This window comes from Christensenella intestinihominis (assembly GCF_001678845.1).
Lineage (GTDB): Bacteria > Bacillota > Clostridia > Christensenellales > Christensenellaceae > Christensenella > Christensenella intestinihominis.
The window spans coordinates 254959-267987 of record NZ_MAIQ01000004.1 but is presented as its reverse complement, the minus strand read 5'-3'; the positions used below and the strand labels follow the sequence as shown (position 1 = coordinate 267987).

At 49.3% G+C, this 13029-nt stretch carries 14 protein-coding genes; 13 read left to right on the top strand and 1 reads right to left on the bottom strand.

From position 1 onward, the window contains the following. Positions 1-114: 114 nt before the first annotated feature. From BBD38_RS07675 to BBD38_RS07645, 7 genes are all read left to right on the top strand, one after another. On the top strand, positions 115-1338 hold the full coding sequence (locus tag BBD38_RS07675) for an ROK family transcriptional regulator (protein WP_172807793.1): 1224 nt from the start codon (positions 115-117) through the stop codon (positions 1336-1338). Positions 1339-1650: 312 nt separating this feature from the next. After that, complete coding sequence (locus BBD38_RS07670; RefSeq protein WP_066686406.1) at positions 1651-3141, top strand: sugar ABC transporter ATP-binding protein; 1491 nt, start codon at positions 1651-1653, stop codon at positions 3139-3141. Between the two features lie 15 nt (positions 3142-3156). Then, positions 3157-4137 carry an ABC transporter permease gene (locus BBD38_RS07665; protein WP_207644638.1) on the top strand — a complete coding sequence of 327 codons (981 nt, stop codon included), beginning with the start codon at positions 3157-3159 and terminating at the stop codon, positions 4135-4137. A gap of 62 nt (positions 4138-4199) precedes the next feature. Beyond that, entirely contained in the window at positions 4200-5264 is a 1065-nt protein-coding gene (locus tag BBD38_RS07660; protein WP_066686403.1) for a substrate-binding domain-containing protein, read from the top strand. 76 nt (positions 5265-5340) lie between these two features. Further along, a complete protein-coding gene (locus tag BBD38_RS07655) occupies positions 5341-6291 on the top strand; it encodes a sugar phosphate isomerase family (protein WP_066686401.1) in 951 nt (316 codons plus the stop codon). Positions 6292-6399: 108 nt separating this feature from the next. Further along, positions 6400-7134 carry a tRNA pseudouridine(38-40) synthase TruA gene (gene truA, locus BBD38_RS07650; protein ID WP_066686399.1) on the top strand — a complete coding sequence of 245 codons (735 nt, stop codon included), beginning with the start codon at positions 6400-6402 and terminating at the stop codon, positions 7132-7134. 116 nt (positions 7135-7250) lie between these two features. Further along, positions 7251-7736 carry a GNAT family N-acetyltransferase gene (locus BBD38_RS07645; protein WP_066686397.1) on the top strand — a complete coding sequence of 162 codons (486 nt, stop codon included), beginning with the start codon at positions 7251-7253 and terminating at the stop codon, positions 7734-7736. 97 nt (positions 7737-7833) lie between these two features. On the opposite strand, the gene BBD38_RS07640 is transcribed toward BBD38_RS07645, so the two are convergent. Continuing rightward, positions 7834-8757, bottom strand: a complete 924-nt coding sequence (locus tag BBD38_RS07640; protein ID WP_066686395.1) for an AEC family transporter — start codon at positions 8755-8757, stop codon at positions 7834-7836. 276 nt (positions 8758-9033) lie between these two features. Between BBD38_RS07640 and BBD38_RS07635 the strand changes: the two genes are divergently transcribed. From BBD38_RS07635 to BBD38_RS07610, 6 genes are all read left to right on the top strand, one after another. Next, a complete protein-coding gene (locus tag BBD38_RS07635; RefSeq protein ID WP_066686393.1) occupies positions 9034-9327 on the top strand; it encodes a DUF2089 family protein in 294 nt (97 codons plus the stop codon). A 10-nt stretch (positions 9328-9337) separates the two neighbouring features. Further along, positions 9338-9595, top strand: coding sequence for a hypothetical protein (locus BBD38_RS07630; protein ID WP_066686391.1), 258 nt, complete (start codon positions 9338-9340; stop codon positions 9593-9595). Between the two features lie 234 nt (positions 9596-9829). After that, on the top strand, positions 9830-10258 hold the full coding sequence (gene rplM, locus BBD38_RS07625) for a 50S ribosomal protein L13 (protein WP_066686389.1): 429 nt from the start codon (positions 9830-9832) through the stop codon (positions 10256-10258). A 19-nt stretch (positions 10259-10277) separates the two neighbouring features. Further along, positions 10278-10673, top strand: coding sequence for a 30S ribosomal protein S9 (rpsI, locus tag BBD38_RS07620; RefSeq protein WP_066686388.1), 396 nt, complete (start codon positions 10278-10280; stop codon positions 10671-10673). 445 nt (positions 10674-11118) lie between these two features. Next, on the top strand, positions 11119-11796 hold the full coding sequence (locus BBD38_RS07615; RefSeq protein WP_066686387.1) for a cyclase family protein: 678 nt from the start codon (positions 11119-11121) through the stop codon (positions 11794-11796). 48 nt (positions 11797-11844) lie between these two features. After that, on the top strand, positions 11845-12984 hold the full coding sequence (locus BBD38_RS07610) for a sugar ABC transporter substrate-binding protein (protein WP_147568119.1): 1140 nt from the start codon (positions 11845-11847) through the stop codon (positions 12982-12984). Positions 12985-13029 lie beyond the last annotated feature (45 nt).

Genomic DNA, 13029 nt, shown 5'->3' with positions numbered 1-13029 from the left:
AAAGATGTGCGTATGAATTAAATATTTCTCCCCTTTATGTTACTATTATAAAAGACCCGACTTTTGATCGGGCGAATCCGCGTGACACAGGCTGGTGAAATATTTATGATCAATATGAATAAAAATATAAGCGAAAAAGACAGAAATATATTGTTGGTGCTGGATACAATTGCAGAACTGGGCGAGGCGTCCTCGGGAAATATTGTCAGGAAGGCATGGCTCAGTCCGGCTACGGTCAGCCGGGCGATTAACAGGCTGAAAAATATCGGCCTGGTGGAGATTGAAGAAAGAGAGATCGAAAGCGCGGGCCGCAGGCCTGAAATTTATAGGATTAATCCGGATTACGGATACCTGATGCTGTATGAAATGCGGGCAAAGGAAATCAACGCATATTTTGCGGACCTTGTCGGGGAGATCAAGGCGGAAATCCAGGTCCCGGTGGAACAGGACGTCTCCATGGAAGAACTGATGGAGCTTTTGAAACAGGCCTATACCAGCCTGCTTGATGCCGCGAAGGTCGATTCCGCAAGGGTGTTGGCGGCGGGGATATCGGTTCCGGGCGTTGTGAATGAGGAAAATATGCGCATTGAACGGATACCGGATATCTACCGGTTCCGGGATGCAAACGTGTATGAAAGCATTATGAATGTGCTGAGCATACCGGTGATTATCAACAATGTATCACGGCTTGCGCTTGTTGGAGAGAAAATAAAATGCTATCCGGACTGCAAGGACATGGCGCTCCTGAGTTTCACAAACTATTATGGCGTAGGCGGCATTATTATTAACAACGAGCTGTGCAAGGGAAAGCGGTACGCCGCGGGCGAAGTGGGAGATATGTTCTTCGACAAAAGTAATTTCAATACGGATTATTGCGGAAATATGGGTTGCCTGGAAAGCCATGCGGGCCTCCAGGTCATGTATGACAGGATACAGGCCCTCATGGATAAGGGCAGGGCCGGCATCCTCAAGGGCATTATGGAGCGGCGGGAAACCAAAAAGCTTACGCTGGGCCTTGTGGAAGAAGCCGTGGCAAAACGCGATTTCGATGTCGCGGATATATTTTATGATACGATGAAAATATGGTCGTCCGGGATCATCAATATTTTTTCTATTATCGACCCGGAAGTCGTGGTGATCGGGGGCAGCGTAAACAGCGAAAACACTCTGGCGCTGGAGGCGGTAAAGCACTTTGTATCAAAGGGGGTATACTACGAACCGGATATCAGGCTAAGCAAGCTCGGGAATAAAGCACAGCTATATGGCGGGCTTCACGAACTCAGGAAATATGTATTCAGTGAACTGCTGACCGAAGTAGTCAGGCAGCAAAAACATTAGACATCTCGCTCGGTATTTACAGACTCTGGAAAATTGAATAAAGTTTAAAAATTGGCATGAATGTATGCTGGTTTATTTAGTCTACCTTTATCGCCACCTCCAAAGGGACTTATTTTAGAAGAAAAAAGGAGAATCGAATCAAAAAAAACCACCCAATAAAGGGTGGTTAAAAAGGTAGGAAATTCTTATCAAAAACAAAGGCTCCATTATTCTAAAGAAAACAGGGAGCCGCGGGGAGCAGGAAGGCGCGGGCCGTACCGCTTAAAGCCAACCGGCTTAAGATTCAATACGATTGGAAAGGAAGGTGTAACTGTGCAAAACGAGGGAAAGATTTTCCTGGAAGTACGGAATATATCGAAAACGTTTCCGGGAGTAAAAGCGCTGGATCATATCAGCCTCACCGTAAAGTCCGGCAGGGTTTTGGCCCTGGTCGGGGAGAACGGCGCGGGAAAATCCACATTGATGAAAGTATTGTCCGGCGTGTATCGAATGGATGAAGGGGAAATATTAATCGAGGGAAAACCCGTGCAAATCAAAGGGCCGCTCGAATCGCAGCATTTGGGCATCAGCATTATCTACCAGGAGCTGAACCTGTGGCTGAACCTGAATATCGCGGAAAATATTTTCATCGGACGCGAACCCAGAAAGAACGGCCTTGTAGACAAGGTGGAAATGCATCGCCAGGCAGGCGAACTCCTGCGGCAGGTCGGGCTTGATATGGATACGAAGACCCTGGTGGCATCCCTGTCCACGGCACAAAAACAGATGATTGAAGTTGCGAAAGCGCTGTCATTCAACGCCAGGCTGATTATCATGGACGAGCCGACCTCATCCCTGACAGAAAGCGAAACGGAAACGCTGTTCGAAATCGTTAAGTCTTTGCGCAAAAGGGGTGTCGCCATTATCTTCATCACCCACCGCATGAAGGAAATTTTTGAAATTTCGGATGAAATTGTCGTTATGCGCGACGGGGAACTGATTGCATCCATGGATACGGCAGCCACGACGGAAAACGAGGTCATCAGCGACATGGTAGGGCGCAGCATTGACGACATTTTTGCAAAGGAAAAGGCGCCGATCGGCGACGTCGCGCTGGAAGTAAAAAATCTTTCCACCAGGAAGTTCCTGAAAGATATCGGTTTCCAGCTGCGCAAAGGTGAAATCCTTGGCTTTGCAGGGCTTGTCGGGGCCGGGCGAAGCGAGGTAATGCGTGCAATTTTCGGGATCGACCCGCGCGAAACGGGGGATATCTTCATCGACGGAAAAAGGGTCAAAATCAGGAATACGGTAGACGCGCTCCGGAACGGAATCGGCTTTGTCCCCGAAGACCGAAAAGAACAGGCGCTTATCCTCAGTATGACGGTGAGGTCCAACATTTCGCTCGCCGCGCTCGACTCTTTCAAAAAGAAAGGCTTCATTGATAAGGAAAAGGAAAAAAAAGTCGCGGCAGGATACATTGAAAAACTCGAAATCAAAACACCTACGGATGAACAAATTGTCGGGAACCTGTCCGGCGGGAACCAGCAAAAGGTTGTAATTGGAAAATGGATGGAGACCAAGCCGAAAATCCTGATTTTGGATGAACCGACCCGGGGCATTGACGTCAAAACAAAAAAAGAAATCTATATGTTGATGTCAAGGCTGGCAAAACAAGGGGTGGCGATCATTATGATTTCCTCGGAGCTTCCGGAGGTCATTGGAATGTCCGACCGCATCATTGTCATGCATGAGGGAAGGATCAAAGGAGAGCTCAGCCAGGAAGAGGCAACCCAGGAAAGCGTTATGATGATGGCGCTCGCATAAAGAGGAGGAAGAAAAATGAATACAAAAACAAATCAAATGGAAAAGCCGAATTCTTGGCGGAAGCTGACAAAAAATTCTTCGTTTTCGATCCTGATGATTTTGGTTGTCATGCTGGTCGCCATGCTGATTATCAGCCCGCCGTTCCGCTCGGTGAGCAATATTTTGTCCGTTATGCGGCTGTTTGTTCCCATCGCGATTTCGGGAATCGGGGTCATGATGGTTATCATAACGGGCGGGATTGATTTGTCGCTCGGGTCGGTTTACGGGCTTGCCGGCGTCATCACGGCGCTCAGCATCACCGAACTTGGCGCCAATGCCTTCGTGGGCGTGTTTCTGGGAATGCTAGTTGCCCTGGGCTTCGGTTTTGCCAACGGGGTGCTGGTCGTAAAAATCAACCTTCCCCCATTTATCGCCACGCTTGCAACCATGAGTATCGCCCGCGGCTTGTGCTATATCATTACGCAAGGGTATCCGATTTCGGGAATTAAAGAGGAATTCTTTTTCCTCGGCCAGGGAGCAATCCTGGAAATTCCGACGCCGATCTGGTGTATGGCGGTGGTTGCCGTCATATTCGGGATTTTCCTCAGCAAAACGGTAACGGGAAGAAGAATTTATGCCCTGGGCGGGAATATGGAAGCAACAAGGATTTCAGGTATCAATACGAATAAGCTGTTGATCCTGGTGTATGCCCTGTGCGGCCTTCTGGCAGGTTTCGCGGGCATCATCACAGCATCGAAACTGGGCATTGGACAGCCGACCAGCGGGACGGGCTTTGAAATGGATGCGATTGCGGCGACGGTGATCGGGGGAACGTCCCTTTCCGGCGGCGTGGGGAGCGTCATCGGAACGGTAATCGGCGCGTCCATCATGGGCGTGCTGAGGAATGCGCTGGTGCTGCTTTCGGTAGACGCCTACTGGCAGCAGCTTATCATCGGTTTCGTCATACTCTTTGCGGTAGCGGCCGATATGCTGAGTAAGAAGCGTGCGGGCAATTAACCGCGCATGGAATTTCTGCTGGAATATCAAACAGCAAAAACACTAAAAACAGGAGGGAAAAAATGAAAAAATTTGTAATGGTTCTGATGGCAGCGTTACTGGTGTTCACTCTCTTTGGATGCTCAGGGCCGGGAAGCGGAGCCGCGGACGAAAGCGGCGCAGCCGCAAGCAGCCCGACGGAGAACGGGACAGAGCCTGCGGCAGATGCCGGGGCAAAGGCGGATGGGGAAATTACCATTGCCGTCGTTCCGCAGTCTTTAGGAAATCCCGTATTCCTTCCGGCAAAAGAGGCAGTGGAACAGGCCGGGAAAGACCTTGGAATCAATGTGGAATGGATTGCCTCCGTAAAAGCGGAAGCGTCCGAACAGGTCGGCGTGATCGAAGGGCTTATTGAGCGCAAGGTGGACGGCATCGCGGTAAGCTGCAATACGCCGGACGCCCTCAAGGATGTGCTTGCCCGTGCTATTTCGGAAGGGATTCAGGTCTCCACCTTTGATGCGGATTCGCCCGACAGCGGCAGGGCGTTTTATGCAGGCACGGAAAATTATGAGGCGGGCGTTGTGTGCGCACAGCAAATGATCGAATTGTTCAAAGACAGCGGAAAGGAAACCGTACGCGTGGCGCAGCTCGAAGGAATACCGGGAGCGTTTGACATCGAGGCGCGCAAACAGGGGTTTGCGGACACAATTAAGGGAACGAATATCGAAGTGGTTTATTCCGGCGCGTGCGACGACGATGTCGATAAGGCGGTCGAGGTCATTGAATCCTACACCCGTGCAAACGGAAATGAAATCGACGCGTGGTTTATGGCAGGCGGCTGGCCCTATTTCGTGAACCCGGATGCAACCCCCGAGGTAAATAAATGGAAGCGGGCCGATCCAATGCACAAAATTGTGACGATGGATGTATTCCCCACTTCAAAGCCGTTTTTTGAAGAAGGGCTGATCGACGTAGCCGTCGGACAGGATTTTGGAAGAATGGGAACGGTAAGCGTGGAACAGCTCCTGCGCCTGGTTAAGGGCGAAGAAGTGGAAGGCGGAACGGAAACCGACCAGGGATTGTTTATCGATACGGGCGTAAAAGTTGTTACGCCTGACAACTACAAAGAGGAAATACCGGACGCATAAAAGCGGAATCAAAAGACAGATGGTTTTCGCCGCATGGAAATGCGGCGAAAATTTTTAGAAAAGGAGATATCATACCATGGATTTAATATCAACACTCAAAGGGTCTAATATGGAACATTTTTTCCCGAAAGGATGGAATCTCGAAAAAATTGACCAATGCTGCGCACACGGGCCGGAAGAAATTTTTGACCGGCAGCCCTTCTGGAATGAAGGCTTTCGTCCCGTCCTGTGCGACGACGATACGGTTTTTGGCATGATGATGGGCCACGAAATCGCCCTTACCATAAAGCAGGGGAAAGAGGAAGGGAAAAAACTGGCGATGATCCTTCCCGTAGGGCCGATGGGCATGTACCGGTGGGTGGTCTATTTCCTCCGGGAATGGAAGGTAGACTGTCGGCATCTTTACTGCTTCAATATGGACGAGTGGAGTGACGAAACGGGGGAAACGCTTGCCGCCGGGGAAAAAGGATCGTTCCAGAATGCGATGGAAGAAGCCTTCTACAGCCCGCTGGGAGAGCTCACAGTTCCGGAGGGCCAGCGCAATTTTGCGACGAAGACAAACCTTCCAACCTATGCGGATAAAATCGCTGCGCTCAAAAAAGAGGGCGCGCAGCTTGTTACGGTGTTCGGCATAGGCCGGGTGTTCCACATCGCATTTTGGGAACCCCAATTTGCAGGGGAATACGCAACGGAAGCGGAGTGGAAAAAACAAACGCATCGGCTGGGAGCGCACTTAAATCCCCTTACAATCGAGCAAAACGCGCTCCATAGCTTCAAAAGCAGGACCACACAGGTTCCCTGTTTTGCAAATACGGTTGGCCCCGGCCTGTTCCTGCAGTCGGATAAAATTATCGGCGGCTGTGATGGAACGTATAACAGGGGAATGATGTGGCAGGGCATGTCGTTGTGGGTGGCGCTCCGCTACGGACCGGACACTTGGGTACCGGCAAGCTTCATGCCCACAATGCCCGGGAAACTCTTCTTCATAAAGGAATTGGCGGGCCCGCTTACTCCCGAATGCAACTAACGCCCTTTGGAAAAATCCACGGACAAAGCTGTCCGTGGATTTTTTGTTGAAAAGGAAGCGATATATGTTGTATGATGAATTGAATAGACCGAAAGGAAACGGGATTTTTTGAGAATCGCACTCATCATCGAATACGACGGAACAAATTACTGCGGCTGGCAAATCCAGAAAAATGGCGTCAGCGTCCAGCAAAAGCTGGAAGAAGCCCTGAAGAAGGCGCTGGGCGTGAAAACTGCGGTTGTGGGCGCGGGGCGTACGGACGCGCGCGTCCATGCCCTCGGGCAGGTTGCGCACTTTGACGCGGATACCGATATTCCGGCCGATAAATTTTTTTATGTCCTGAACACACTGCTCCCGGACGATATCCGCATCAAAAAATCCTTTGAGGCGGGGGAAGGATTCCATGCGCGGTTTGGGGCAAAGGGAAAGCACTACCGCTATGTAATCCGCAATGCGCGGGAAAAAGGAGCGATCGACAGGCTGTACACCATGTTTGTGCCCGTCCCGCTCGATGTGGAAAAAATGAAGCAGGCGGCGACGTTTATTGAAGGCGAGCACGATTTTGCGGCGTTTTGCGCGGCGGGTTCGGACCTTAAGGGAACGACGGTGCGCACGGTCTATTCGGTAACGGTTGCAAGGGACGGGGATTATATCACGATCGATGTAAAAGGCAATGGCTTTTTGTACAATATGGTTCGGATCATCGCGGGGACGCTGGTTGCGGCCGGAAAAGGAAAACTGGCCCCGGAGGAAGTAGGCGCGGCAATCGCGGCCAAAGACCGTACGCTTGCCGGGGCGACGGCGCAGGCGCAGGGCCTTTTCCTGGTAGAGGTGTATTATTGATAAATTTTTATCAATTTATGTTGAAAACCGGGATAAAAGTATTGTATGATAGGAACGGTATGGATTATAGCGGGAGATTCCCGTGCTAATAAATTTGAATGGCGAGGTAAGTTTTTATGGGCGTCACAATCAGGAAATATACCGGGAAGGATATTCCGGCCATGATGGAAATCTGGAATGCGGTCGTGGAGGAAGGCGAAGCGTTCCCGCAGGCGGAAATGCTGGATGAGTCGGGGGCAAAAGCGTTTTTTGGGGCCCAGTCCTACTGCGGCGCGGCGGAGGATGGCGGGGAGCTTGTAGGGCTTTATATCCTGCATCCGAACAACGTCGGGCGCTGTGCGCATATTGCCAACGCTTCGTTTGCGGTGAATTCAAATTGCCGGGGCAAGGGCATTGGCGAACAGCTTGTGCGCGACTGCATGGCGCAGGCAAAAGAGCTCGGTTTCCGTATCCTGCAATTTAATGCGGTGGTTGAGGATAATATCGGGGCGATCCATCTTTATGAAAAGACCGGTTTCCGCCAGATTGGCAGGGTATGCGAAGGCTTCCAGGCCAAGAACGGGGAATATAAGGATATCCTTTTGTATTACAGTGAACTGTAAGGGCGCGCGTGGCGCAGGAGTTTGGAATATTGGTAAAACGGGTCTTGGCTGCGTCTTTGGCGCCGGCGAAGGCCCTTTTTGCAGGATAGGCCGTACGTCAGGCCGCCGCGGTTGCCGCAATTACGGCGAACAGGAGAATGGAAATAAGCGTGTACACGGAAAGGCTGGTGGAAATATAAGCCGTATCCTTTTGGCTGCCGGCAAAAACAGGCAGCACGAACGGAGCGGGCAGGATAAACATGAGCACGACGGCCCAGTAAAGTCCGTATGTCATGGGAACCAGCGAACTGATTAAAAATAGTGCACACAGGCAGAGCAGGGCCATTACAGCGATGCGGGCAGTGGCAGCGGCGAGCGCATCTTTAAGGCCGGAAAGTTCAAAACGCAGGCCGTATCCCACCACAAAGATCATCAAAATTCCTGTGGGCGCGCCAATGTAATCGAGAACGGCCGCCACGGTCTCTCCTGCAGGAGAAGCGTCGATCCATTTTCCAAGACCGGTTGCGCCGAGAAAAACACCGGCGCAGACTGCAAGAAAGATAGGCGATTTTAGCATGGACAGCAGCGTGGAACGTGTTCCCACGCCTTTTTTCGTATTGAGCACCGCCATATAAAAAGTAAAAACGAAAAGTACCTGCCCCAGGTCCACCATGGCGAAGTTCGCAAGGCTCTCGCCCGGGAAAAGCATCAGGTACAGGCCATAGCCCATCATGCCCGCCTCAAACCCGGTGGTAAGGAAGGGCAGGAAATCCTGGTTCATGCGGAAAGCTTTTTTGATCAGCCTGCCGAGGAACAGTCCCGCAAAACAGCACGCGAACATAACGAGGGCCACAATTACGTTTGCCGCGCCATAGTCCGCGGTGTAGAACGCGCCGACCAGCAGGCAGGGCAGGGCGAAGTTCATGACGATTCCTTTAAGACCCTCGATTCCTTCGGAAGACAGCAACGCTTTTTTCCGGGAAAGAAACCCGAGCGCTAAAACCGCCAGAATGGGTAAAATGATTTCTAAAATACCAAACATTGCTTCAGGCCTCGCTTTCCCCGGACGGAAAAAGCGGCATACTGCCGTTGCCGGTTCACCGGGTTGGATTATTATAGAGATAATTTTATAATATCGGATTTGCGGGGTAATGTAAAGAAAAGAGAGGCCAACCCGCCGGGGGGCAGGGGAAAAAATGATTTGCGAAAAGTGGTACAGTATCCTGCGGCGGGCAAATAAGTTTTATAAAAACATTGTTTAAGATTGACTTTAATATTATTAAATGATATATTCAATATAATTAAAGGAGAAGATGCAATGGCAATTGAAATTGTCCCGGAATGGATGACTGCCCTTGAGGACGAAGATGTTTCCTTTATCAAGAATTTTGTCCTTGCCTCAGGGTCTCTTAAAGAAATGGCAAAGCAATATGGCGTTACCTATCCCACGGTGCGCCTGCGCCTCGATAAGCTGATCCAGAAAATCACCATCAGCGACGATTATGCCGAAGAGCCGTACATAGCGCTCGTTAAGCGGATGGCGGTAAACGATAAGCTGGATTTCGATACGGCGAAGATATTGATTTCCGAATATAAGAAAAGTAAGAAATGAGGTGTCAGCAATGACGATGGTGTTTTCTTCCCTAATCACCCTTTTGGTTCCGGCAATCCTGATTATCGCGATGAGTATCGCCGAATACTATGTGGCGCGGAAATTCAAATTATGGGGCCTTGTAATCCCTGTTGTTTCCTGTATATTGTCTTTTTTACTGTTTTTTTTCCTCATCGGCGCGGCAATCCAGTTTATCCAGTTCATCGTAATTTTTCGTAAACAGAAAAAACAGGAGGAAATGGATAAAATGAATATACAGGACCTATAGGAGGCGTATTTTGAAAAAAACCGGCTTTCCAGATCGGCGAAACGCTTTATTTTCATGAAAAAGCTTGACAACCGTGCGGATTTTCAGTAAACTATTTCATGCGCCTGTATGCACAATTAGCCCTGTGCACGCGCGAAAGCGGCGGCTTTTTACGCCGGGAATTGGGACCTCCCGGAAGAGGAAGACGTTGCGACCGGAACATAAAAATTGAAGATACCATGGGAGGAAAGCCTAATGAAAACATATATGGCGAAACCCGGCGAAGTAGAGCAGAAGTGGTATATTGTCGATGCTGAGGGACAGGTATTCGGCAGACTGGCAAGCAAGGTTGCCAATATCCTTCACGGAAAAAACAAGCCGGAATATACGCCGCATGTGGATACGGGAGATTATGTCATCGTAATCAATGCGGAAAAACTCGTTTTTACGGGTAAAAAACTGGATCAGAAATTATATTACAGACACTCGGGATACCCGGGCGGCCTGAAGACAACGAAGTACAGGGACCTGATGGAAAACAAACCGGAATTTGCCCTGTATGAAGCGGTCAGAAGAATGCTTCCTAAAAACAAGCTCGGCCGGAAAATGCTCAAGAAATTGCGCGTATACAGAGGCGCGGAGCACGACCACGCGGCCCAGAAGCCCGAAGCAATAGAGCTTTAAGAGGGAGGGGAAGGTTTAAATGGCAAAGAAAGAACAGTTCCTGGGAACAGGCAGAAGAAAAAAATCCATTGCCAGGGTCCGCATTATGTCGGGCACAGGCAATATCACGGTAAACAAGAGGGATGTTGAAGAGTTCTTTGGTTATGAAACGCTGAAGATGCTCGTGCGTTCCCCCTTCGTTGTAACGGATACGGCGGGCAAATACGACGTATTTGTTTCCGTAAAAGGCGGCGGTTATACCGGCCAGGCAGGCGCGATTCGCCATGGCATCGCCCGTGCGCTTATCAAGGCGGAGCCCGAGCTTCGTCCGGCGCTGAAATCCGCCGGGTTCCTGACGCGCGACCCGAGAATGAAGGAAAGAAAGAAATACGGCCTCAAAGCAGCAAGAAGAGCGCCGCAGTTCTCCAAGCGTTAAAAGAAAAGCACTTACAAAACCCGCACGCCATACGGCCTGCGGGTTTTTTGTATGTTAAAAATTCAATTCGAGAAGCAACAAAATATATATAAAAGTCACGCGCAAGACAGAATCTTTGCCCCATTCCCACCACGTTTTTCCAGAATTCTCCATTTCTCAAAATATGCATGGAAATACTATTGATATAAAGAAGCAGAATTCTTTAAGAGCCTGTGCAAGGTGCATTTTTTTGCGGTGTACTTTTTTATGACAAAAAATAAAACCTTTACGACAATTATATGAGTTGAAGGAAAAGATTCCTGTCGATATGATAAAGATACAATCTAAAAACAATTTAAAATCGTTGATTCGCTAAGAAACCTAAATAGTAAAACAGTTCACATACCTCGGGGATATTTGAGTAATTGATTTACTCCATATAACTAATAAAAAGAGGAGGAAAGAGATGAACAAAAAGTATGTCGTTGACTTGAGTCAACAAATGCGGCCGGGGGAAGAGGTGAATTTTCCCTTTGAAATCGATTTAAAGGATGCAACAGAGTCGATGCCAGAATTGGAGCATGATGCGGATTCGTGGTACAAAATTGGTTATGTAAACATGTGTACCCATAACGGCACGCATGTGGAAGTCCCGTACCATCATCTGAAGGATGGAATGGACCTTGCCGAATTTCCGCTTCACCAAATGATCGGAAATATGGTGCTGATGGATTTTTCTTATAAGAAAATCGGCGAGGAAATTACCACAGAAGAGGTCAGAGCGTATGACGATAAGATTCATGAAGGAGACATCGTATTTATTAAAACGGGGATGGACAGTCTGTTCCGTACCAAAGATTGGGTGAAATATCCCTATGTTGCACTTGAAGCAGTGCATTATCTGATCGATAAAAAAATTGGTTGTCTTGGCACGGATGCGGCCGGTATTGAAAACAACGATATTCCCAACCAACCGGCGCATGTATCGCTTTTTCAGGCAAAAATTCCTCTGGTGGAATCCCTTACCAATCTTGACGCTGTAAAGAAAGGGAATTACATGGTATTTATTTTACCATTGCCTATCGTACATGGGGACGCAAGCCCGGTACGTGTAACAGCAATCGAAAAAAAAGGCCTTTTATAAATCAAGTGCATCCGGAAAAAATTCCGGATAAATAGATAGGAGGAAATTATGAAAAAAAGAATTTTAGTGGTGTTGCTGATAGCGATAATGATCATTGGTGTAGTTGCCTGCGGACCGTCAAATACGGAAACCGGCGACACGCCCACGTCGCAGCCGACAGATGAAGGCGGAAGCAGCGCAGGTGGAAATGACGATGCCGGTACGACGGATGGCGGGGGCATTAAGATAGGAGTTTCCTTTGCAACACTGCAGGAGGAACGTTGGCAGACTGATCTTAGTATTATGGAAGATAAAGCCAAGGAGCTGGGTGTGGAAATTATTTCACAGTCTGCAAATGGGGATGAGAACCTTCAGATTTCACAGGCAGAAAACATGATTACCCAAGGAATTGACGTATTGGTTGTTATTGCTCAGAATGGTGCGGCGGCCGCCCCTATTGTGGAGTCGGCCCACAATGCGGGAGTCCCAGTCATTGCCTATGATCGTCTGATTACAGACTGCGATCTTGATTTCTACATTACGTTCGACTGTACCAAGGTCGGAGAAATTCAGGCACAGTATGCGGTTGATCATGCTCCGAAGGGCAATTATTTCCTGATTGGCGGTTCCCCGACGGATAACAACGCACACCTAATGCGTAATGGGCAGATGAACATTCTTCAGCCCTATATCGATAGCGGGGACATCAAGGTTGTTGTAGACCAGTGGGCGACGGGCTGGAACCCGGAAGAAGCACTAAAATATGTGGAAGACGGACTCAGCGCAAACAATAATGATGTGGTGAGCGTGGTTACTTCTAATGACGGATGTGCGGGAGCGGCGATCCAGGCGCTCTCAGAGCAGGGACTCGCGGGCGACGTGGTTGTGACAGGACTCGATGCAGACCTTGCGGCATGCCAGAGGATTGTGGAAGGCACACAGAGTATGACGGTATACCGCCGTTTTGCAATCGTAGACAATATGACGGTTGAAGCCGCGGTTGCCATGGCTAAAGGAGAAGACCTCTCTGAACTGTTTGATACGACCACGGTCGAAAACGGGCAGAAGGATGTCCTGTCCGTCCTTATGACAAGCGAAGAAGACATGTTCCCGCTCACCAAGGACAACATGAATATTGCAATTGAAGACGGCTGGCTGCCAAAGGAAGAAATTTATAAGAACATTCCGGAAAGCGAATGGCCGGAATAAAAACATAAGGCCAAAATCATGCCTGCGTGATTCCGGTTGCGCAGG